We start from the raw sequence: 23033 nt of genomic DNA, 5'->3' as shown, positions 1-23033 counted from the left end.
CTTCGCCAGGGACGCCGGGGCGGCCGTCACGAGGCGGCCCGCCACATCTGCTCGTACCGCTGCGCGTAGTCGACGTAGCTGTCCCAGTCGACGACACCGTCGGCGGGGGCGTTGTCCTTGACGAAGATGGTCGCCGGGATGCCCTGCTCCGCGTCGGGCAGCGGCTGCTGGCCGGCCAGCAGCCGGACGACCTGGTCGATCGCGGCGTACGCGTTCCAGCCCCGGACCGCGCCGAAGTCGGCGAACTGGTCGCCGGTGGCGACACTGCCCAGGCGCTCGGGTTCGGCGTTCTTCGACAGCACCTTCACGTCCTCGCGGCCGGCGGCCTTCAGCGCGGCGATGATGGACTCCACCCCGTTGCCGTACGGCGTGAAGATGTACTGCAGGTCGTTGCCGTGCTTCTGCAGCAGCGACGTGGTGATGTTCTGCATCTCGATCGGGTCGACCGCCTGGGTGAGGGTGCGTTCCCTGACCTCCAGCAGCTGGCAGCCGGTGCAGCCGGCGAGGACCCGCTTGCTGGCCTCGAGGGCCTCGACCAGGTGGGGATAGCCGACGTCCCAGAGGAAGACGGCCTTCGCGGTGCCCTTGGAGTCGGCGACCGCCTTGGCCACCTCCAGCACCGCCTGGAACGTCTCGCGGCTGGACACGTTGGCGTCGTAGCCGACCGCGCCACCCTCGTCGATGGCCGATACGCCGACCACCGGAATGTTCTGTTTCTGCAGCTCGGCAATGCCGTCGGCGACCTGGTTCTCGGGGATGGCCACGGTGATGACGGCGCTGGGCCGGTTGGCGGCGGCGGTCGCGAACGCCTTCTGGAAGCCCTCGGGACTGCCCTGACCGTCGTGGATGTTCGCGGTCCAGCCGAGCGACTGGGCGATGCTCTGCGCCTTCTTGCCGACCTCTTCGCAGGAGGTGCCGATGCGGCACACGATGATGTCGAGCTTGGCGCCGGGGACCGGTTTGACCGACTCGGTCGGGCCGGACCAGTCCTGATAGACCTTGATCTTGTCGAGGGTGAGGTCGGCCTCGTTGCCCTCGAAGAAGAGCAGGCCGTCCGTGCCGGCCTCGACGAGGGTCGCGGCCTGCTGGGTGTACGCGTCGTTGACGGGGCCCGGCGCGGCGGCGGTGTCGGCGCCGTCGCCGCAGGCGGCCATGGTTGCGAGCAGTGCGGCGGCGCCCAGCGAGGCGGCCGCGGAGCGGAGCCGACGGGCTCCGGTGATCCTGACCAAGATGCCACTCCCTAGAGAGGTCCGCGACCCGCGCGGGCAGAGGGCTTTGTCGTGGTGGGGTGACGCCGCGGCCGTGGCCGGTGCCTGTCGTGACGGCGGCGGGGACGGTCCCGGACGGCGGCTTGGGTGTGGCCGACGCCCCGAGGTTGTACGCAATTGACCGTAGGCAGCGGCGACGAGGGTGTCAATAGTTCATCGCTTCGAAACAGTAAGCCCAGCTAAAGCGGTCGGTAGCCGACATAAGGCCGAGAGCCACCTCACATCGATCAAGGCAGATTGTATGCAGAAGCTGATCGGGAGCGTCCGCCAGCGGTGATCGCTCCGCGGCGCGGTCTTCCGGCTACAGACGGTGCGGCGGCGTTCGAACGACTCGCGACTCCGCGGGCCGTCGCGGGCCGTCGCCTGCTTCGCGGACCTCTGTGGGGATTGGACCGGAGCCGCGACGAAGGGCTGTCCAGCCCTCGACGCCCGGGACCGACGGACGGGCGGGGCAGCCTCGTCACGGGATCTCCATCCACCGACCCGTTGCCCGGGCGATATGTGCCGAACATCGGGCGACGGGGCGCGGGGCACGTCGTTGATCTGGGCGTGAGAGACGTTATCGAGCGTGGATAAGGTCCCTCACGCCCAGATCAACAAGGAAGGCCACCGACGCGCCGCCAAAAAACCGCCCCGCCTTCGGCATCGGCTCAGCCAGACCACGGCCCCGAACGCCCGGCCACTGCTGCGGACGCCCGGCTACGGAGGCAGGCCCGGCCACGGACGCAGCGGCTGACGCGCCCACGGAGGCCAACGCCCGGCCCTCGGCCCTGGTCACGGGACCCCGGATCCTGGTCACAGCGCGGACATCCGGGCCCTGGTCACGGCCGCAGGACGCCCGGCCCGGGCCGCCGCCACAGGGCACCCGGCCCGGGCCACCGCCACGGGGCGCTTGGTCCTGGCCACGGCCACGGACGTCCGGCCGTGCCCACCCGGCCACGACGTCCAACCATGACCTGCTGCGGCTCACGGCCGCCCACCTCAGCAAGCAACACGCCTCGGCGGACAACTCGCACGCATCAGCGGGCATCCCGCGCGTCGGCGGCGGGCGCCCGAGGTGCATCGGCGGCCTGGCCGACCTCGACCACCTGGCCGAGCCCGTCGCCGCAGCCACCGCGCTATCCGCCGGCAGGGCCCGCCGCCCGCCTCGCGTACGCGGATCGCACCGCGCCGCCCGACCCGCCGGTCAGGCGCCGGCGATGCGGGGCGTGATCTGCCGGACCTCGACCGGGGCGCCCGGCCGGCCACCGGCCCGCGACGCGTACTCCGGGACGCCGACACACGTGAAGAGCAGTGTGGCGAGGTCGTCGGACTCGCCGACCAGGGCCGGGATCTCCGAGTCCAGGAACGTCATGCCGGAGGCGCCGGCCCCCAGGGCGTACGCCGCCAGGTGCAGCCGCCCCTCGACCAGTCCGGCGGTGAGCTGGGCGGTGCGGTAGCCGCGGTCGTCGAGCGTGGACGCCGGGGTGGCGGCGATGACGACGAACGCGGCGTCGGCGGCGAGACTCTGGTCGAGGCAGATCCGTTCCAGTTCGGCGCGCAGGTTCCCGGCCCGCAGCGGGGTCGCCAGGTCGGGCCACCGGTAGAGGCCCGGCGGCACGTCGTCGACGCCGTGCACCGCCACCCAGTGCGGGATCTCCACCCCGCGCAGCGCGGCGGTCATCGACCATTCCAGCGCCGCCCTCGGCAGCGTCCGGGACCGGTCCATGAGCCGCTGCGAGCCGCGGCGGAGCACGACCTCGTCGAGGGAGTCGGACGGCGGGTGGTCGGGCAGCGCGGCGGCGCGCGGCCACGGCTCGCCGAGGACGGTCCGCTCCCCCGCGCGCTGCGCGGTGGTGACCAGCGGGAACTCGACCGGTGGCAGCGTGCCCGTGGTCGCCGGGCCGGTGGGGCCGATCGCCGGCTCGCCGGCACCGAATGTCAGCAGCGCCAGCGGGTGCTCGTGCACCCCGTCGGCGCCGACGAGGTCGCGCAGGGTCGCGTCCGGGAAGTCCGTGCGCAGCCGGGGTGCGAGTCCGGCGCTGTCGGCCGCCGCCGACAGTTGGGACAGCAGCGTGCCGGCGTCCCAGTACATGTGCCGGAAGCCCCGCTCGGCGTAGCGCCAGCCGGTCCGCCACGGCACCCCGGTCAGCACCAGCGTCGTGGCGGCCCCGGTCGCCGCGGGGCCGATCTGGACCAGGGCGTGCGCGGCCGCGTCGTACCAGTGCACGCCGTCCGGCACCCCGGCGACGCCACGGGTGCTCGCGTAGACCTCGAGCGGGAACCGGGCGCCGGCCGACCCGGCGGCCCGGTAGAAGTGCCGGCGACCGTCGCGTTCGGTCATGCGGACGACGCCCGCGCCGAGGAAGAGCACCCGGCCGAGTTGGGCGGCGTCGAGCGGCCGGGCCGGTGACTCCACCCCGGCCAGGACCGCCGTCGCGGGCACGCCGGGATCGGGCAGGTCACGTGGCAGGGTGACGACGGGCAGCCCGTCCGGATACGCCTTCAGCTGCGGTGGACGCGTGCCCGGGTCGTTCGGGACGAGGTCGTGGCGTACCCGCGGGTCGTCCACCGGCACGTCCCACTCGCGGTCTGGCACGTACGACGTCAGCCGGTGCAGCAGCCCGGCGCCGGAGTCGAGATCCACGCAGGCATCCTGCCAGGTCCCGCCTCCGGCCGCCGGATGATTTCCGTCGCGGTGGTACGCCGGCCGTCAGGACTTGTCGTCGGCCACCTTGCCGGCGGGTCCGTACGGTGAGCGCTGCCCCTTGGGTACGGGGCGTTTCGCGGTCTTGTCGTGTGCCCCGCCGGGCGCCTGCGTCGGGTGGGGTTCCTGGGTCCGCTGCTGGGTGGTCGCCGTGTCGCCGCTGCGGCGCATCTCCGGCTGCTGGACGTTCGCCATGGCGTCTCCCCTCTCGTTCGCCCTGCTACCGGAATACCCGCCCAGCACCGGGCCATGCGGCCGGTACCGCGCCCGGACGGTGTCACCGCACCCGGCGGGCGGCCCGTTCCCGGACGAGGTCGAACAGTTCCTCGTGCGCGTCCAGGCTCCGCTCGGCCGTGAAGAGTTTGCGGGCCTCCCGGGCCTTGGCCTCCCGCCAGTCGGGCGGCGTGGCGGCGAGGTCCAGGATCGCCCGGCGCAGCGCTTCGGGGTCACGCGGCGGGATCAGCGTGCCGAACTGGGTCGCGAGAACCGGATACCGTCCGCCGGGCAGGTCGGAGGTGACCGACGGTACGCCACACATCATCGCCTCGGCCTGCGCGATGCCGAACGACTCCGCCATCGACGGCAGGGCGAACACGTCGATCGAGGCGTAGAAGTCGTCGATCTCCTGGCCGCGTAGTTCGCCGAGCACCTCGATGCGGCTGTCGGCGCCGATCTCCGCCCGGATGTCGGCGAGGTTGTCGCCGCCCATCACGGTCTTGTAGTTGCCGCCGATCAGCAGCCGGGCGTCGGGGTCGGCGATCTGTCGGAAGGCCCGGACGAGGTAGACGATCCCCTTGTCCTCGACGATGCGGCCGAGGAAGCCGACGTGCAGCCCACCGGTGCGGCGGTAGTGGGGCCGGCCATCCCGGCGGTCGAGGCACGGCGCGGGGATGGGGCGGAACTCCTTGTTCCGTACCAGGGGCCAGAACTTCGAGGCGTGGGCCTGGTCGTCGCTGTTGGTGATCACGGCGGCGGAGCGGCGCAGCGCGGACCGGGAGGTGACGTCGGAGGCGGCGACCGCGATCCGGTTGAGCAGGCCGGGCGGCAGGTAGAGATCGATGTGCAGCATGCTCACGATCGGGGTGGGGTGGGCGAGCCTGGCCAGCACCGAGGCTTCCGCCATCGGCAGGTTGAGGTAGAGCAGCGAGGATCGGCGGGCGATCCGGGCGGCCTCGACCGGGTAGGCGGGGCTGATCTGGGCCCGGGTGATCTGGCCGAGGACCGGCGACCGGTAGATGTCGACGCCGGCGACCGTCTCGCGGCGGGGCGTGGACCGGTCGTGCTGGCTGGTGACGACCGCGACCCGCCAGCCACGGGCGGCCATCCCCTCGGCCACGACGCGGGCGGTGTGGGTGACGCCGGAGATGTACGGGGTGTAGTAGGTGAGTGCGACGGTGAGGTCGTAACGCGGTTCCGGATTGGCCATCTGATCGGGGTCCTTTCTGGACAGTTTCACGGCGACACGACGGCGAACTGCCCGCTGTGGTCCGACAGTCCGTCCGGGGGCACCATCCGGTATTCGTGCACGTCGACGTCGGCGCTGGTGAACAGCCAGTCGAGCCGCCACAGGGGCAGGCCGTAGCGGGCCCACGAGACCGGGTAGGGCGAGTCCAGGGCGGCGGTGGCGTCGACCAGCCGGTCCGGCAGCGTGCGCAGCAGCCGCATGGCCGGTGAGGTGTTCAGGTCGCCGGCGAACACGACCGGGTGCGGGTTGTCGGCGACGTCGGCGGCCAGTGCGCGGATGCTGGCCTGCCGCAGGTCGTGGCGGGCCAGCCCGTCGTCGGCGGTGTCCGGGGCGCGGGCCGGCAGCCCGACGACCGGTACGTGCAGGTGCGAGTTGTAGAAGGTGACCACCCGGCCGTCGACGAGCAGATCCGTACGCAGCGTCTTGACCGTGTGGTACGCCGGCATCCGCGAGTCGGCCGGGGGCAGGTCGTCCCACTCCCGGTCCAGCCAGGGGCGTACGTCGAGCGGGCGTTCCAGGGTGATCGGGAACCGGGAGACCGTCAGCAGTTCCCCGGCGACCGCGATGTGGAAGCCGGGAAACTCCCGCCGCAGCCGGTCCACGTCGGCCACCGGGACCGGGTCCCACTCCGGGGTGAAGTACAGGAACTCCTGGAGCAGGTAGACGTCGGCCGCCTGGGCGTGCAGGTAGCGGTACAGCCGGTCGGGGTCGTGGATCGGCTCGCCGCCGGGGCCGGCCGCCAGCATCTGGTCCCAGTACCAGGTGTTCCAGGAGAAGACGGTGACCGCGTCCGGCGGCGCCGGGGCGGGCCGGTGCCACAGCGTGGCGGGGTTGACCCCGGCGACCGGCCAGCCGAGCGCCAGTGCCGCGACGAGGAGGGCCGCGCACCAGAGCCGGGCCGGCCGGGCCAGCGGCACCAGGACGAGCAGCAGCAGCGGGGCGGCGACGAAGAGCAGCGGCGGCAGGAGGTCCGGCAGGTTCCACCACCAGGCCCGGCCGGACAGCAGCCGGTGGGCGGCGACGAACACCAGCCACGCCCCGGCCGCGCCGAGCGCGACCCGGGCGCCCCAGCGCCGTCGCCGCCGCGGCGGTGCGGCCGCGACGTCACCGACCGCGGTCACCGCTCGCTCCGGTCACCGCGGTACGACGGTCGGCGCCTACCACGCGGACCCGACCTTCTCCCGGACGAATCCGGTCAGCAGCCGGCGCAGCCCCAGCGCGAGGGTGGCGTCGAGCGCGTCCAGGAAGTACTCCAGGTCGGCCGGCTCGACCATCAGGGTCGGCGCGACCATGAGCGGGTTCTCGGCGTTTGGGCTGTAGTACGTCATGATCTTGTGCTCGCGGTAGAGGTGGGCGATCACCGACAGGGTGATCAGCTTGGTGCCGAACTGCGGGTCGCGGTTGAACCCGGGGACCAGCTTGCCGGCCAGTTCGAGCAGCTTCGGGCCGCTGTTCAGGAACACGCCGAACAGCGATCCCACCCCCGACACCCGGTCGACGGCGTCCGGGTGGGCCTTGCGGATCCGCTCCAGGCCGGGTCCGAGGATCGCCTCGATCTGCCGCGCCCGGCCCGGGAAGTCGTCCTCCACGACCACGTTGACCGCCTCGATCGCGGTCACGGTCTCCTCCCCGAAACCGTAGTACGTGGTGCTGTGCAGGATCACGTCGGCGAGCCGGTCGTACGCCTTGCGGAACAGCCGCTCCCGCGCCGTGTAGCCGGAGATCGAGGCCTTCCCGCCGCCGAGGGACTTGGAGTAGGCGAGGATGTCCGGCAGCAGTCCGTCGTAGCGCATGAAGTAGAACAGGCTGCCGGTCTTGCCCCATCCGGTGTAGACCTCGTCGAAGATCAGCACGATGTCCTCGTCGTCGCAGAGCTGCCGCAGCTCCCGCAACGCCGACTCCGACCAGCACCGCATGCTCGACGCGCTGTACGGCTCCACCATCAGCGCGTACACGTCGCAGCCGCCGTCCGCCCGGCGGGTGGCCTCGATCGCCGCGCGCACCGCGTCCACGTCGCCGTACGGATACACCACCGCGTTGGGCAGTCCCGGGAACCGGAAGTGGTTCTCCGCCGAACCGGTCAGGCTGCCCGCGCCGAGCGTCTTGCCGTGGAAGCTGATGTCGGCGCGCAGGATCGTGTTCCGGCGCCCCTCGTGATACTTGTACGCCATCTTGATGGCGCCCTCGTTGGCCTCGGCGCCGGAGTTCGGGAAGTACGAGACGGACAGGTCGCCGGGCAGCAGTTCGGCCACGTTGTGGCTCAGCGCCCCCAGGTACGGGGAGAAGAACGCCTTGTGGACCTCCATCCGCCGCTGCTGCGCGAACCGGGCCCGGGCCGCGAGGATCCGCGGATGGTTGTGGCCGTGGTTGAGCACCCCGACCCCGCCGGACATGTCCAGCACCCGGCTGCCGTCACGCATGTGGACCCAGGGGCCCTCGGCCTTCTCCACCAGCTCCCGGCCGAACCCGAACGTCGTCATCAGCGACACCTGCGACCGGCTGACGTAGCGGCGGTAGAGGTCGTGCACCTCCTTCGCCGTCAGCTGCTCGCACTCCTCGATCCCGATCAACCTGCCCATGGCCGCTCATCTCCCTTGCCAACGCCGCATCCGATGCGGACGACCTCCGATGGACGATCTCCACGACGCCCAGCGCCGCACCGCCGAGCACCACCTCGCCGACGGTGGTCACCAGCCGACTCGCCACGGCCACCACCACCGCCGCCGGCACCGGCAGCACCAGAGCCAGCGCCCCGGTGAGCACCGTCTCGCGTACGCCGAGCCCGTCCGGCACGACGACGGCCAGCACGCCGACGACGGTCGCCAGCCCGAACGCGCCGACGCACAGCGGCAGCGACGGGCCGGGCGGGGCCCCCATCGCCACCGCGAGGACCCACAGGTGCACGCCGCTGACCAGCCACGACAGGGTCTGCCAGCCGACCGCGACGCGGACCGCCCGGTCGGACACCGACCGGGCCGGCTCGGGCCGGCGCAGCAGCCGCAGCACCAGGTGCGCGGCCCGGCCGAGCAGCCCCGGCCAGCCCACCGCGACGAGGACCGGCAGGGCGGCCAGCGCCAGCCAGGCGGCCCGACCGCCGAGCACCTGTACGCCGGCGAGCAGGCCGACGGTCAGCCCGGTCAGGTGGACCAGCAGTGTGCTCAGCGTTCCCGCCACCAGCATCCTGGGCAGCGTGATCCCGTTGGAGGTGGCCACCTTGACGGCGGCGACGATGCCCGGCACCTTGCCGGGCACGTACTTGGCGAGGAAGCCGACGAAGAAGACGCGCATGACCCGGGTCAGGCGCAGCGGCGGGCCGAGTTCGAGCAGGACCGCCCGCCACGACAGCATTCCCAGCAGCGGGCCGACCGTGGCGGCCAGCAGGGCGGCGGCCAGCAGCAGGGCGATCCCGGCGGCGTCGTGCCGCTCGCCGAGGACGGCGACGACCGACCAGTCCTGGCCGGCCAGCGCCCGTACGACGGCGGCCACGACGACGAGCGTGAACACCACCACGACGACTCGCCACAGTGGACGCCACCAGCGCGGTACGGGGCGCCGGGCCGCGCCGAGCAGTGCGCCGAGGTTCATTCCGGCACCCCCGCCCCCGCCGGACGCGGTCGGGTCCGGTGCGCACGTTCGCGCAGCAGCGCGTAGCCGGCCCGGGGCAGCCCGGCGGCCAGGCCGGCGACCAGGGCGGCGTACGACAGCGCGTGCAGGCCGGCGGCGAAGACGGCGAAGCCCGGCCCGCGCAGCTCGTACGTGAGCCGGAGGAACCGGTGGTTGGCCGCCACGAACACCGCGCCGAGCACCGGCCAGGTCAGCGCCAGCCAGGGCACGAGCAGCGCCAGTGGCAGGATCGCCAGGGCCAGGGTCGACGTGAGCAGCGACGTCTGGGCGGCCCATTCGAGGTGCCGGAAGCGGTCGGTCGACATCATGCCGGCGCGGGCGCCGGTGCTCGCCGCACCGGCCCGCTGGCGGCGCCACGTACGGACCATGAGCAGCGGCTTCGCGCTGGCGCGGACGAACTGTTCGGTCAGCAGCGGCAGCAGCCGGTCGACGTCGTCGTGGCGGGTCAGCACCAGGTCGGTGGCCACCAGCCGGTAGCGGTCGGGCAGCCGGGTGCCGAACTCGTCGTCCTCACCGCTGCGCAGCCGTTCGTCGAAGCCGCCGACCTCCTCGAACACCGTGCGCGGGATCAGGGTGGCGGCGAAGAGGGCGCCGGTGTCCCGGCCGACGCTGCGCTTGCGCCAGAAATGCTCGAACGCCACCCGGTACGCCTCCACCGGACCGTCATCGAACAACGGACGCGCGTCATAGATCCCCTGCACCATCCCCACCCCCGGCGACCCCACCAAAAGCCGCACCGCGTTCCCCACCGCATCCGGCGCCAACGCCGTATCCGAATCCACAAAGAACAACAACGGCGCCGAACTCGCCGCCACCCCCGCATTCCGCGCCGCCGCCGGACCCGAATTCACCGGCAACTCCACCACCCGACACGGAAAACCCGCCGCGATCTCCCGCGAACCATCCGTACTCCGGTCATCCACCACCACCACCTCGACCGGCGCATACGACTGCCCGAACACCGACTCCAAACAAGCCCGAAGCGTCTTCTCCTTGTTGAAATTCGGCACGATCACCGCCACCGCGTCCGCCCCGCTCACCGGGCCCGCCCCCTGGCCACGACGTACCCGACCCGCAGGACGCCGACTCCGGTGCCGACGACGGCCAGCGCGTAGAGCAGCATGTGCATCCCGGTCGCGTACGCGGCGAAGCCGGCGCCACGGAACCGGTAGGTGAAGCGCAGGAACCGGTGACTCGTCGCGGCGGACGCCACGAGCAGGCCGAGCCACAGCGGCAGCAGCCACGGCAGGAAGAAGACGAACGGCAGGGTGAGCAGGCTGAGTCCGGACAGGACGAGCCCGGTCGGGGAGAACGCGTTCACCCGCATCCCGGTGCCGGCGTTGCGCCGCCGGCCGGCCCGGAGCATGACCAGCGGCGTCTGGGTCGCGAAGCCGAACTGCTCGCGTACGAACGGCACGAAGCGGTCCACGTCGTCGTGCCGGGTGACGACGGTGTCGGTGACGACGAGGTGGTAGTGGTCGGGCAGCCGGGTGCCGAACTCGGCGTCCTCGCCGGTGCGCAGGCTCTCGTCGAAGCCGCCGACCTCCTCGAACACCGTGCGCGGGATCAGGCTGGCCGCGAACAGCGTCGCGGCCCGCCGCCGGCCGACGCTGCGCTTGCGCCAGAAATGCTCGAACGCCACCCGGTACGCCTCCACCGGACCGTCATCGAACAACGGACGCGCGTCATAGATCCCCTGCACCATCCCCACCCCCGGCGACCCCACCAAAAGCCGCACCGCGTTCCCCACCGCATCCGGCGCCAACGCCGTATCCGAATCCACAAAGAACAACAACGGCGCCGAACTCGCCGCCACCCCCGCATTCCGCGCCGCCGCCGGACCCGAATTCACCGGCAACTCCACCACCCGACACGGAAAACCCGCCGCGATCTCCCGCGAACCATCCGTACTCCGGTCATCCACCACCACCACCTCGACCGGCGCATACGACTGCCCGAACACCGACTCCAAACAAGCCCGAAGCGTCTTCTCCTTGTTGAAATTCGGCACGATCACCGCCACCGCGTCGGCCGGCGCCATCTACGGTCTCCCCTCGGACGTCGCGGGTTCCGGGATCCGGCCGGAGGACGGGCCGGGCGTCGGGCCGGTGTGCCGCAACCGGGCCGCGACCAGGACCAGCAACGCCGCCCCGAGGGCGGTGTAGAGCAGTTCGACCGGCATCACCCAGGTCTGTTCGGGCACCGGCACCCAGCCGCCGACGTAGGCGATCCACCACGGCAGCGGCAGCGCGAAGACGAGCCACAGGCCGCCGAGCAGCACCGGCCGCCCGGAACGGGCGGCGGACAGGGACGGTACGGAACGCCCGGAACGGGCGGCGATCAGGGACGGTACGGGCCGCCCGGAACGGGCGGCGATCAGGGCCAGTAACGGCACGCACCACACCCAGTGGGCGTACCAGGTGACCGGCGAGACGAGCAGGCCGGTGACGGCGCAGGCCAGGATCCCGGTCAGCTCCTCGTGGCGGCGGCTCGCCCAGACCGCGACGGCCAGTCCGGCCACGCCCGCCAGCACGCTCGCGGGCAGCCACACCGGGTGCGTCGACTCCGGCAGGAGGTTCAGTACGGCCCCGCGAAGCGAGCTGCCGAACGCCTCCTCGTCCGGGGGCCGGGTCCGCGAGCCGTCAACGAAGGCGCCGCCCCAGAAGGTGGCCGAGGCGGACGGCAGGAACAGGAAGCCGATCGCGACGGTGCCGGCGAACGTCGCCAGCGCGGTCAGCCCGGCTCTGATCCGGCCGGTCAGCAGCAGATAGGCGACGAAGATCAGCGGCGTCAGCTTGAGCCCGGCGGCGAGGCCGATCAGGATCCCCTGGTGTCGTCCCCTGATCCGGAGCAGGTCGACCAGCACCAGCGCCAGCAGCAGGATGTTCACGTTGCCCAGCAGCAGCGTTCCGGCGATCGGCGACAGTGGCAGCACGGCCAGGGTGCCGAGCGCGAGCAGCACCAGGGACCGCCGACCGCCGCCGGGCGCGAGGTGTCCGATCAGGAGCCACACCACGGCCGGGACGAGCAGCGCCGAGCCGACCGTCCAGACCCAGAACCCGACGGCGGGGCCGACCTGGGCCAGCGGCAGCAGGGCCAGCACCGCGAACGGCGGGTAGACGAACCCGTACCCGTCCCGGCTGACCTCGTAGGGTGACTCTCCGGCAAGGACCGCGCCGGCGGCGTCCCGGTAGACCGCCAGGTCGCCGCCGGGCGCCCAGGCGCTCCCGGTGTTCGCGGCGACCCACTGCACGAGGGCGATCGCCGCGGCCGTCACGGCGACGGTCAGCACGAGCACGCCGGTCGTGGCGGCCAGGACCGTACGCCGGTCGAGGCCGGAATTCGGGGCCACGCTCACCGGGGCACCCCGATCGGCGGGGTGGCCCGCCGGGTGCCCAGGCGCAGGAGCCGCTCGGTGGTCCCGATCGCGGCACCGGCCGCCGAGGTGAGCTGGTAGAGCAGGTGGACGGCGGCGAACCGGAGCCCGAACCCGATACCCCGGTCGGCGACGACCCGACGGTAGGTGCCGCCCTCCAGCGCCACCGCCACGGCGAGCAGCAGCAGGGGCACCACGGTCCCGCCGGCGCCCACGACGAGCGGCACCGGCGTGGTGAGCGCGGCGGCGAGAATGAGACCGCTGGCCAGCACCCGGGAGGCGGCGCCGCCGAGGACCTCGCCGGGCCGTACCTCGTAGGCGCTGGCCCGCGCCCGCAGGAACACCTTGGGCAGCAGGACCTTCAGCGTCGTGTCGTGGTCGTGCACGCCGGCGATGGCGGCGGTGCTGCGTACGTCGTAGCGCTGCCGGATCCGGTAGCCGTACTCGGGTGCCTCGGTGTGCCGCAGGTCGGGGTTGAACGGCCCGAGTTCACGGAAGACGTCGGCGCGCATCGCGCACAGCGCGGTGTGCAGCCCTTCCATGGGGCCCTCCCGGGCCAGCCACCAGTGGTACATCTGCAGCGCCCGGTATTCGGCGATGAGGTTGTGGGACAGCAGCGACTCCGGACGCAGCACACCGCAGATGGCGCCGAGCCGGGGCGACGACCGCAGTTCGGCGACCGCGGCGGCGACGCTGTCCGGCTCGAGCGCGACGTCGGCGTCGAGAAAGAACAGGATCTCGCCCTGCGCGTGCGCGGCGCCGAGGTTGCGGGCGGCGCCGGGACCGCTGTTCGCCGGCAGCCGCATGACCGTGGCGCCGGCCGACGCGGCGATCATGGCGGAGTCGTCGGTGCTCGCGTCGTCGACCACGATGATCTCGATGGCGGGGTGGGTCTGCCGGCGCACCGACTCGACGCACAGCGCGACCGTGCGGGCCCGGTTGTAGCAGGGGATGACGACGGAAACCAGCGGGTCCACTGTGCCTCTCCTTCTCGCGGTCGGTCCGGCCCGGCCCGCCGGCCGGACCCGGGCGGACCGGGGCCGCGTGATTGAGCTGTATCGCGTGTTCCGGAGCCTTTGGCGGCGAGATTCCGAGATACGGCTTTGTGTACTGCTGTTCATATGAACGAAAGCCGGAATTGCTGGCCACCGCAACATCATCAAGCGATTGCCGCCTATATTCTGCGTACGCTCGGTCGACCCGTCAAGGACTTCACAAAGAGCGTTCGACGCTTGACACACGCTTGATACGGGTCAATATGTCGCAATGTATGGGGAGAGGTGGTTCGAGGGGTTTTCGGCCACCGTGGACCGTTGTGTCGGCATGACCGACGCCCCGCGGACCGGGCGGCGACGATCGCCGCACACACCTCACCCAGCCCCACGAGGCCGGCCTGACCTGCGACGATCGGCGGTCGGCGCGGAAACGTGAGCACGGCGGCGGGCGCCGGCGCCGACCGCACCCATTCGTCGCGCCGAACCGGCCACCTTCCCAGGGCACGCGTTCACCCGCGAGCCCGGTGAACCGTGCGAGCGGTCCGGAATTGGGAACGTGTTGACATCGCGGGAAATGGCGGAAACCAATCCACAAAAAGCCCGACGTGACCGCACGACCGTCGCAAGTAGACGGAATCAGCGGCGACCCGGCCGTCGGCACCGAATCCGACCCGGCCCGACCCGCCGACGGTCCGGGCACCCGCGGCACCGTACCCGCGAGCCGCACAGCCGACCGGCCCGGACCACCGGCCGCGTACGGGGCCGACCGGCTCCGTACGGCCGACCACGACACCACCGGAAGCCCCGACCGACGGTCCCGGCCGGGCCTCGGGCCGACACCGTAAGGAATGTTTCCCGCTGACGGAATTCCACACCCCCTCTCGGCGCCCTACGGAACAACATGGCAATTCATTGACATCAGTGTTTGACATACCCATGCTTGGTTGGCGTTGACGCGACAAGCGGTTCAAATACCGAATTGGGGTGCAATGGCGACATCAATACGTGATGCGTTCTATTATCCCGTCAGCGATACCAGAATGGTTCGCGGCGAGGGCATCTATCTGTACGACGAAAACGGACGGCGGTACGTCGACTGCGCCGCCGGAACGTTCAATCTGAGCCTGGGCTACTCGCACCCGGCGGTGGTCGAGGCGATCCGGAAACAGTCCGAGTCCCTCATCCACACGACCTCGACGTTCCAGGTGGATCCGGTCAGTCGCACCGTCCGGCGGCTCGTCGAGGAGTCACCGCCGAACCTGGTGCAGGTCCACCTCAAGGTCGGCGGCGGCTCGGAGGCGAACGAGGGCGCGGTCAAGATGGCCCAGCGGGCGACCGGACGGCGGGAGGTGATCACGCTGTTCCGCAGCCACCACGGGCAGACGATGATGATGACGTCGATGTCGGGAAACGCATTCCGCAAGGCCCCATTCCCGATCCTCTACCCGGGCTCGGTGCAGGTTCCCGATCCGTACTGCTTCCGCTGTTTCTACGGACAGGATCGACAGACCTGCGGGCTGATGTGCGTCGACCGCATCGACGACTTCCTGGAGTACGCCAGCGGCGGCCAGGTCGCTGCGGTCATCGTGGAACCCATCTCCGGCAACGGCGGCAACGTGGTGGCGCCGGACGGCTATCTGCCCCGGCTGCGGGAATTCTGCGACCGCCACGACATCGTGCTCATCTTCGACGAGATCCAGACCGGCATCGGCCGGACCGGACGGATGTTCGCCGCCCAGCACTTCGGGGTCGAACCCGACGCGATCACCGTCGGAAAGGGGCTCGGCGGCAGCGGCGCGCAGATCGCCGGCATCCTCACCAACGAGCGGCTGGCCGGGCTGCCCGCGCACCACCACTCGTTCACGTACGGCGCCAACGCGCTGGCCGCGGCGGCCGCCGCCGTGACGCTGGACATCGTGGCCCGGCCGGAGTTCCTGGCCAACGTCCGCGCCACCGGCGAGCACATCATGGCCCGGCTGCGGGACCTGCAGCGGCGCCACCGCGCCATCGGCGACGTACGGGGCGTCGGGCTCATGATCGGCATGGAGCTGGTGCAGCCCGACAACGCGCCGGCGGTGGCGCTGACCGGCGAGCTCGCCGAACGGGGCATGGGGCACGGGCTGGTGCTGCGCACCTCCCGGTACGGCCACGGCAACGTGCTGAAGATCCGTCCGCCGCTCATCCTCACCCACGCCGAGGCGGACCTGATCTGCGACCGCCTCGACGCCCTGCTGCGGGAGGTCACCGCATGAGGGCCCTGCTCACCGGTACCGCCCGGGCGGTACGCGACGCGCTCGCCGGGCTGAGCCCCGCTGGCGGGCGGGTGGTCCTCGGCGACGCGCCGGGCGGCGACGCGCAGTTCGACATCGACCGGGTCGCCGAGCGGGCCGTCTGGGAGTACGTCTGCCGGCACGCCCACGTGCCGGTCGCGGTCCACACCGAGGACGCCGGGACGCGCACCACCGGCTCCCGGCCGGAGTACGTCCTCGTCGTCGACCCGATCGACGGCACCCGGCCGACGTCGGCCGGGCTGGAGATGGGCACCGTGTCGATCGCGGCGGCGCGCATGGGCGACGGCCGGCCGACGGTCGGCGACGTGACGGCCGCCCACGTGCTGGAACTCAAGACCGGCGCGTGGCTCTACGCCGACGACAGCACCGGGATCGAGTCGTCCGGGTACGCGTGGCCGGTGCCCCGACTCAGCCCGAACACCGACCTGACCCGGATGTTCTGGTCGCTGGAGTTCAACGGGCACCCGATGCGCCTGATGTGCGAGGCGTACCAGCACCTGGTGGACGCGTCGGCCAACACCGGCGGGGTGTTCGTGTTCAACAGCGCCTCGTACTCGATCACCCGGATCGTCACCGGACAGCTGGACGCGTTCGTCGACGTCGGCAACCGGATCCTGCGCGACCATCCGGGCACCGAGGCCGAGTTCCGCGGGGCCGGCCGGGGCAGCATCCTGCACCTCTTCCCGTACGACATCGCGGCCGCCGTCTACCTGGCCCGGCGGGCCGGGGTGACCATCACCGACGGCTACGGCGCCCCGCTCGACGACATGCCGCTGCTCGCCGTGGACCCGGCCGGCCAGCGGTCCTGCGTCGCGGCGGGCAGCCCGGCGCTGCACCGCGCCCTGCTCGACAGCATCCGCTGGAACTCCGGAGGATTCGCGTGAAGGCCCTCGTCCTGCAAGACGACCGCTCCCTGCGGCTGACCCACCGCCGGCGGCCGGAGGTCACCGCCCCGGACGACGTCGTCGTACGCGTCGCGCAGACCGGCTTCTGCGGCACCGACCGGGGTGTCCTGCTCGGCAGGTTCCCGGCCGCACCAGGCGTGGTCATGGGGCACGAGGCGGTCGGCGAGGTCGTCGAGGTCGGCGCCGGGGTGACCACGCTGCGGCCCGGCGACCGGGTGGCGGCGAATCCCACGCTCTACTGTGGGCTGTGCAGCTGGTGTCGGCGCGGCGCCCTGAACTTCTGCCTGCACAAGGCCGGCAACGAGATCGGCATCGACCGCGACGGCGCCTTCGCCGAATACCTGCGCCTGGAGGAACGGTTCCTCCACCCGCTGCCGTCCGGCATGTCCTACGACCGCGCCGTCTTGGTCGAACCGCTCGCCTGCGTCATGAACAACCTGGAGGCGGCCCGGCTGCGGACCGCCGACGAGGTCGTCGTCCTCGGCGGTGGACCGATCGGCGTCCTCGTCGCGCTGCTCGCCGACCATGCCGGCGCCCGGGCCCGCCTCGCCGAACCCGACCCCTACCGCCGCGCCGCCGCGCAGAGCTACTTCGCCGGCATCCCCGGCTGCGCGGTCACCGTCACCGAACCGGACCGGATCGCCGCCCGCTCCGCATCCCTGGTCGTCGACACCGTCGGCGCGCTGCTCGACCGCGCCTGCGACATCGCCGACAACCTGGGCCGGGTCGTCGTCATGGGCTTCCACGACAAGGCGACGGCCATCCTGCGCCCGCTCGACGTGCTCCAGCGCGGGCTGACCGTCATCGGCGCCGGCGACTACAACAGCCTGATCTTCGTACGCGCCGTCGAACTGGCCCGCCACCTGCCGCTGGAGGGGATCGTCACCCACCACGTACGGCTGGACGACTTCACCGACGCGCTCGACACCCTCGGCATCGCCCCCGGCGCCCCACGGCCGTACACCGGCATGAAGGTCGTCATCACCACCGGCGGCGGCCGATGAGCACCCGCCCGATCATCTACGGCGAGTACCCGTACTACCGGGCCGACCCCGACCGCTGGGGACCGAACCTCGCGGCGCTCGCCGACGCCGGGATCGACGTCGTCACCTGCTACCTGCCGTGGCGGTTCCACGAGACGGCTCCGCGCCGCTACGACTTCGGCGGCGGCCGGGACCCCCAGCGCGACGTGGGCCGACTGATCGCGCTGGCCCAGTCCGCCGGCCTCGGCGTGCTGCTGAAACCCGGTCCGTTCATCCACGCCGAGGTGCAGCTCGGCGGCCTGCCGGACCGGGTCAGCCCCACCGTCGACCCGACGTACACCGCGGTCCTCGACGCGCGCGGCCGGCCCGTCACGGCACAGGGCCGCGCCCTGCCCAGCCTGTCCTGCCGGCGGTTCCGGGCCGAGGTCCGGCACTGGCTGGCCGCGGTCGACCGGCAGGTGCTGGCCCACACCCTCGCCCCGCACGGGCCGGTCGTCGCCGTCCAGATCGGCAACGAGGGCATCTACAGCGACGCGAACCGGCCCGCCACCGCCCACGACTTCGCGGCCCCGGTACTGGCCTCGTTCGCCGAACGCCTGCGGGCCGGCGGGTCCGGGCTCGCCGCCGCCGTACACGACGTCCGCCCCACCGACTGGCCGCCCGCGCTGCGGCAGGCCTGGGCCCGGTACGGCGGCGAACTGCTCCACGAGCAGTACCTGGACCTCGCCGCCGACCTGTCCCCACAGGTACGGCGGGTGGCGACGGTCAACCTCCCGCTGCCGGCGCTGGACGGCCCGGCCGGCGGCGCGGCGGCGTGGCTGCTGCGTACGGCCCGGGTCGGCGAAACCGGCCTGCGCGAGGGCTACACCGCCTGGGTCGGCAACCCCGCCCGGTCCCGGGCCGCGTTCACGGCGCACTGGTTCGGCGTACGAACCCGCCGGTCCAGCAACGTCGAGGACAACTGGGGCTTCACCTGGACCGACCCCACCTTCGCCCGGCCCGGCAACGCGCTCTTCCAGTCCCTGCTGGCGTTGGCGCTCGGCTCGCGCAGTTGCAGCGTCTACACCGCCTGCGCCACCGGGCACTGGGGACCGCTGATCGACCTCGACCCGGCCGGCGTACGCGCCGACGGGCTGGACCCGGTCGACTACGCGCCGCCGTACTGCCCGGGCGCCCCGCTGCGCGAGGACGGCACCGCCGGCGCCAACCTCCACGCGCTGCACGCACTGCGTGACCTGGTCCGCACCCCGCATCCCGGGCAGGCCGGCGCCCGGTTCGCGGCCGACGCGGTGCTGCTGGTCCCGGAAGCCCTCGCCCGGGCCGAGGCCTGGCCCGACGACACCGACCCCGCCGCGCCCGCCCTGCGTACCGTGGCCGGGCTCGCCGTCGACCTGATGGAACGGCACCAGTTCCAGATCGACGTCGTCACCGAGACGAACGCGCCCGACGCCGGCGCCGGCCTGCCCTGGCTCGTCCCGGTCGGGCCGGCCGGCCCGGACCCGCGCCTGGCGGCCCTGATCCACGCCCACCGGGCCACCGGCCAGCCGGTGGTGCTGCTCGGCGGCCCGCAGCGGGCGGGCGACCCGGTGGTCGCGCCGGACGCGCCGGACCGTACGCCGCTGCTGCGGCTGCTCCCGCCGCCCCGGCACGGCCACCCCGACAGCGACCCGGCCGTGGTGTTCGTCCACGTCGACGCGGCCGGGCAGCCACTGACCGCGTTCGTGTTCAACCTCGGCCCCCGGCCCGCGACCGTCCGCCGCACGCTGCACGGCTGCCCGGTCACCGTCGAGGTGCCGCCCCACGGCGCCGTCTGCCTGCGGCGGGCCGGCACCGGCTTCACCCCGGTCGCGGTCGCCGCCGGCTTCACTCCGGTCGCCGTCGGTGCCGGCTTCACCCCGGTCGCGGTCGGCGCCGACCCCGACCCGCCCGCCCCGACCACCGCGTCCGACCCGACCACCGCGTCCGACCCGACCAGCATGGAGGCGACAGCATGACCACCGGCATCACGTTCGACCAGACCGTACCGCGCGCCCTGGTCGACCGGGGCGACCCGACGACCGTCCTCATCACGAGCTGGACCAGGACCCCGACGACGGTGACGGCCGGCGCGGTCTGGCCACGCCTGGGCGGCTACTACAGCCTGCTCGACCCCACCCGGCACGACCCGCTGCTGGTCCTGGAGACCCTCCGCCAGGGGTCGATGCTGCTCGCGCACGTCGTCGACGACGTACCGCTCGCCACGATGCAGATCATGCGCTCGGTGCACTACACCGCCGAGCCGGACGGGCTCGCGATCACCGACGACCCGACCGAGGTGGTCATCACCATCGAGTGCGACCACGAGGAACCCGGCGGACACACGATCATGCAGACCCGGCTGACCTGCCGGTTGTACCGCGACGGCCGGCTCGTCGGCAGCGGCGGCGGCCAGGCGGTCGTGCCGCCCGAAGACCGCTACCTGAAGGTCCGCGGCCGCGACCCGCTGGAGGTGGTGGTCGCCGACGTCGTCCCCGGCCCCGCCGTCGCGCCCCATGGCGTCGGCCGGACGCTGGAGCGCGACGTCGTCCTCTCCCCGGCCGGCACGGCCCCCGACAGCACGGCCCCCGACGGCCGGCCGTCGACGGCGTTCCGGCTGCGGATCGACCCCGGGCACGCCAACTTCTTCGACAACCCGACCGACCACACGCCCGGCATGCTGCTGACCGAGGCGATGCGGCAGGCGGTGGTCGCCGAGTCCGGCGACCCGTACCTCGCGCCGCCGTCGATGACGGCGCGGTTCTTCCGGTTCGTCGAACTCGACCACCCCGCCGACGTGCTCGTCCGGCGCGTCCCCGGCGGCTTCCAGACCGAGGTGCACCAGTTCGGCCGCCGGGCCGCCCGCGCGCAGTGGCCGACGGACGGCGGAACCAATGGATGACCTGCTGCGCCTGAGCGCCGTACGGGTCGTCGAGGCGCTGCGCGACCGGGAGGTGAGCCCGCTCGAACTGCTGGACGCGGTCGAGGTCCGCCTCGCCGAGGTCGAGCCGGTCGTCAACGCCCTGACGACCGCCTGCCTGGCCCGGGCCCGCGACCGGGCGCGGCGGCTCTGCGCGGACCCCGCCGGAGCCGGGCACCCGGCCTGGCTCGCCGGCCTGCCGGTGACCGTGAAGGACGTCGTCGACGTCGCCGGGGTGCCGACGACGTACGGCTCGGTCCCCTACCGCGACAACGTGCCCACCCGCTCCGACCCGCTGGTGGAACGGATCGAACGCCGTGGTGGCATCGTCGTCGGCAAGACCTCCGTCCCGGAGTTCTGCTCCGGCGCCGACACCGTCAACGCGTTGACCGGCCGTACGGCGAACCCGGTCGACGCCACCGTCTCCTGTGGAGCGTCGAGCGGCGGGGCGGCGGCCGCGGTCGCCGCCGGCGAGGTGTGGTGCGGCCACGGCACCGACACCGCCGGGTCGATCCGGATCCCGGCCGCGTTCTGCGGCGTCGTCGGCCTGCGCCCCACGCCCGGGCTCGTGCCCGGCGGTGACGGCGATCCGGCCGGCTTCGAGGTCCACGGCCCGCTGGCCCGTACCGCCGCCGACGCCGGACTGCTCTTCGCGGCCATGCTCGCCGAACCCGTCCGGGCTCCCGCCCGGCCCGTTCGGCCCCGGGTGGCGTTCAGCGCCGACCTGGGCGGCACCGTCCCCGTCGACGCCGAGGTACGGCGGCTGTGCGCCCGGGTCGCGCAGCGGCTGCCCGACGCCGGTTACCGGGTCGAGGCGGACGCGCCCGCCGCCGACGGCGTACACGACGCGTGCCTGACCCTGCTGGCACACCGGGCCGCGGTGCTGCACGGCGACCGGGTGGACCGGTACCGCACCACGCTCGGGCCGGTGCTGCGGGCCGAGGTCGCCGCCGGACGCCGGATCCCCGCCGACCGGCTCGACGCCGCCCACCGGACCCGGGCCCGGACCCGGCGGACCACGGCCACGTTCTTCGAGCGGTACGACATCCTCGCCCTGCCGACGTTCGGCGTACCGCCGTGGCCGGTCCCGCCGGGCCCGGCCCCGTACCCGGAGCAGCCGCACCTGGACCGGGCCGCCACGGTCTGGCCGCTGGCCACCCTCGCCCCGATGGCCGGCTGCCCCGCCGTCAGCGTGCCGTGCGGGCGGACCGCCGCCGGCCACCCGGTCGGCCTGCAACTCATCGGCCCGCCGTGCAGCGACCACCACCTTCTGCGGGCCGCCGCCGACGTGGAAACCCTCGCCGGGGTGGCCGCATGAACGGGTACCCCGCGCCACGCACCTGCCCGCTGCGCCCGCCCGAGCCGTACGCCCGGTGGCGTGAGGAGGCGCCGGTCACCCCGATCGTGCTCCCCGGCGGCCGACCGGCCTGGCTCGTCACCCGGTACGACGACGTACGGCGCCTGCTGCGGGACCCAACCCTGAGTTCCGACTCCACCCGCCCCGGATATCCCGGGTTCGGTTCCGCGGTCGAGGTGCCGCCGATGAGCCGCTCGCTCATCGGACTGGACGGGCCCGAACACGAGCGGCTCCGCCGGCTGCTCGGCGTGGAGTTCGCCGTCCCGGCCGTGGCGCGGATGCAGCCGGAACTGGAGCGCATCGTCGAGCGGGCCGTCGACAACCTGTTGGCCGGGCCGGCACCGGCCGATCTGGTCGAACGGTTCGCGCTGCCGGTCGCCTCCCGCACCATCTGCCACGTGATCGGCCTCGGCTACGAGTCGCACGAGGTCTTCGAACACAACACCCACGTGCTCACCGACGGCACCCGCTCGGCCGCGCAGAAGGCGGCGGCCGGCGCGGCCATCACCGGGCTGGTCGCCGACCTGGTCCGGGACCGGCGCCGGCGGGCCCGCGACGACCTCGCCAGCCGGCTCGTCGCCAGCGGCGAGCTCACCGAGGAGGAGGTGGTGGACAACCTCGTGCTGCTGGTCGGCGCGGGCCACGACACGTCGGCCAACATGCTGGCGCTGAGCACGTGGACGCTGCTGCACGACCCGGTGGCCCGCGACGGCTTCCTGGCCGGTCCGGACCTCCAACGCAACGCGGTTGAGGAGCTGCTGCGCTTCCACTCGATCATCCAGCTCGGCCTGGCCCGGGTCGCGACCGCCGACCTCGAGGTCGGCGGCCAACTGATCCGGGCGGGCGAGGGCGTCGTACTGAGTCTCCAGGCGGCGAACGCGGACCCGCGACGCTTCACCGCTCCCGACACGCTCGTCCTGACCCGCGCCGACGCCCGGCGGCACCTGGCGTTCGGCTTCGGCCCGCACCAGTGCCTGGGGCACTACCTCGCCCGCAGCACGCTGCGTACGGCCCTCGCCGGCCTGCTGCGCCGGATCCCCGGCCTGCGTCTCGCCGACGACGCGCAGGCCCCGCACATCAAGGACTCCATGGACTTCCACGGCCTGCACCGGCTGCCGGTCCACTGGTGAACACCCCTCACGGAAAGG

The 23033-nt window shown here is 72.9% G+C and carries 19 protein-coding genes; 8 read left to right on the top strand and 11 right to left on the bottom strand.

Features of this window, described 5'->3' with window-relative positions:
* Nucleotides 1-26: 26 nt before the first annotated feature.
* The 11 genes from Prubr_RS21540 to Prubr_RS21490 all read right to left on the bottom strand — a co-directional run bounded on the left by Prubr_RS21540 (nt 27) and on the right by Prubr_RS21490 (nt 13396).
* A complete protein-coding gene (locus tag Prubr_RS21540; RefSeq protein WP_212816715.1) occupies nt 27-1229 on the bottom strand; it encodes a substrate-binding domain-containing protein in 1203 nt (400 codons plus the stop codon).
* A gap of 1225 nt (nt 1230-2454) precedes the next feature.
* Nucleotides 2455-3894 carry a nitroreductase family protein gene (locus Prubr_RS21535; RefSeq protein ID WP_246567448.1) on the bottom strand — a complete coding sequence of 480 codons (1440 nt, stop codon included), beginning with the start codon at nt 3892-3894 and terminating at the stop codon, nt 2455-2457.
* A 66-nt stretch (nt 3895-3960) separates the two neighbouring features.
* Nucleotides 3961-4149, bottom strand: coding sequence for a hypothetical protein (locus tag Prubr_RS21530; protein WP_212816714.1), 189 nt, complete (start codon nt 4147-4149; stop codon nt 3961-3963).
* A gap of 82 nt (nt 4150-4231) precedes the next feature.
* A complete protein-coding gene (locus tag Prubr_RS21525) occupies nt 4232-5380 on the bottom strand; it encodes a glycosyltransferase family 4 protein (protein ID WP_212816713.1) in 1149 nt (382 codons plus the stop codon).
* A 26-nt stretch (nt 5381-5406) separates the two neighbouring features.
* Nucleotides 5407-6540: an endonuclease/exonuclease/phosphatase family protein gene (locus Prubr_RS21520; protein ID WP_212816712.1), complete on the bottom strand. Its 1134-nt coding sequence runs from the start codon at nt 6538-6540 to the stop codon at nt 5407-5409.
* A 36-nt stretch (nt 6541-6576) separates the two neighbouring features.
* Nucleotides 6577-7899 (bottom strand): aspartate aminotransferase family protein, encoded by a 1323-nt coding sequence (locus tag Prubr_RS21515; protein WP_212828341.1) that lies wholly within the window; start codon nt 7897-7899, stop codon nt 6577-6579.
* Nucleotides 7832-9004 carry a lysylphosphatidylglycerol synthase domain-containing protein gene (locus tag Prubr_RS21510; RefSeq protein WP_212816711.1) on the bottom strand — a complete coding sequence of 391 codons (1173 nt, stop codon included), beginning with the start codon at nt 9002-9004 and terminating at the stop codon, nt 7832-7834. Before Prubr_RS21510 ends, Prubr_RS21515 begins: the two co-directional genes overlap by 68 nt.
* Nucleotides 9001-10083, bottom strand: a complete 1083-nt coding sequence (locus Prubr_RS21505) for a glycosyltransferase family 2 protein (protein WP_212816710.1) — start codon at nt 10081-10083, stop codon at nt 9001-9003. The genes Prubr_RS21510 and Prubr_RS21505 overlap by 4 nt, the downstream gene beginning before the upstream one ends.
* Nucleotides 10080-11084, bottom strand: a complete 1005-nt coding sequence (locus Prubr_RS21500) for a glycosyltransferase family 2 protein (protein WP_212816709.1) — start codon at nt 11082-11084, stop codon at nt 10080-10082. The genes Prubr_RS21505 and Prubr_RS21500 overlap by 4 nt, the downstream gene beginning before the upstream one ends.
* Nucleotides 11085-12401, bottom strand: a complete 1317-nt coding sequence (locus Prubr_RS21495) for a glycosyltransferase 87 family protein (protein ID WP_212816708.1) — start codon at nt 12399-12401, stop codon at nt 11085-11087.
* On the bottom strand, nt 12398-13396 hold the full coding sequence (locus Prubr_RS21490) for a glycosyltransferase family 2 protein (RefSeq protein WP_212816707.1): 999 nt from the start codon (nt 13394-13396) through the stop codon (nt 12398-12400). The genes Prubr_RS21495 and Prubr_RS21490 overlap by 4 nt, the downstream gene beginning before the upstream one ends.
* 623 nt (nt 13397-14019) lie before the next feature.
* Here Prubr_RS21490 and Prubr_RS21485 point away from each other — a divergent pair.
* The 8 genes from Prubr_RS21485 (at nt 14020) to Prubr_RS21450 (ending at nt 23015) form a co-directional block, all read left to right on the top strand.
* Nucleotides 14020-14259: a hypothetical protein gene (locus Prubr_RS21485; protein ID WP_212816706.1), complete on the top strand. Its 240-nt coding sequence runs from the start codon at nt 14020-14022 to the stop codon at nt 14257-14259.
* A 195-nt stretch (nt 14260-14454) separates the two neighbouring features.
* Nucleotides 14455-15666: an aspartate aminotransferase family protein gene (locus Prubr_RS21480; RefSeq protein WP_212816705.1), complete on the top strand. Its 1212-nt coding sequence runs from the start codon at nt 14455-14457 to the stop codon at nt 15664-15666.
* Nucleotides 15663-16589, top strand: coding sequence for an inositol monophosphatase family protein (locus tag Prubr_RS21475; protein WP_212816704.1), 927 nt, complete (start codon nt 15663-15665; stop codon nt 16587-16589). Before Prubr_RS21480 ends, Prubr_RS21475 begins: the two co-directional genes overlap by 4 nt.
* Complete coding sequence (locus Prubr_RS21470) at nt 16586-17614, top strand: zinc-dependent alcohol dehydrogenase (RefSeq protein ID WP_212816703.1); 1029 nt, start codon at nt 16586-16588, stop codon at nt 17612-17614. The genes Prubr_RS21475 and Prubr_RS21470 overlap by 4 nt, the downstream gene beginning before the upstream one ends.
* Nucleotides 17611-19587 (top strand): beta-galactosidase, encoded by a 1977-nt coding sequence (locus Prubr_RS21465; RefSeq protein ID WP_212816702.1) that lies wholly within the window; start codon nt 17611-17613, stop codon nt 19585-19587. Before Prubr_RS21470 ends, Prubr_RS21465 begins: the two co-directional genes overlap by 4 nt.
* Nucleotides 19584-20510: a ScbA/BarX family gamma-butyrolactone biosynthesis protein gene (locus Prubr_RS21460; protein ID WP_212816701.1), complete on the top strand. Its 927-nt coding sequence runs from the start codon at nt 19584-19586 to the stop codon at nt 20508-20510. Before Prubr_RS21465 ends, Prubr_RS21460 begins: the two co-directional genes overlap by 4 nt.
* Nucleotides 20503-21846 (top strand): amidase, encoded by a 1344-nt coding sequence (locus Prubr_RS21455; protein WP_212816700.1) that lies wholly within the window; start codon nt 20503-20505, stop codon nt 21844-21846. The genes Prubr_RS21460 and Prubr_RS21455 overlap by 8 nt, the downstream gene beginning before the upstream one ends.
* Nucleotides 21843-23015, top strand: coding sequence for a cytochrome P450 (locus Prubr_RS21450; protein WP_212816699.1), 1173 nt, complete (start codon nt 21843-21845; stop codon nt 23013-23015). Before Prubr_RS21455 ends, Prubr_RS21450 begins: the two co-directional genes overlap by 4 nt.
* Nucleotides 23016-23033: the final 18 nt, after the last annotated feature.

Source organism: Polymorphospora rubra (genome assembly GCF_018324255.1).
Lineage (GTDB): Bacteria > Actinomycetota > Actinomycetes > Mycobacteriales > Micromonosporaceae > Polymorphospora > Polymorphospora rubra.
This window is presented reverse-complemented; position numbering and strand designations above follow the sequence as displayed.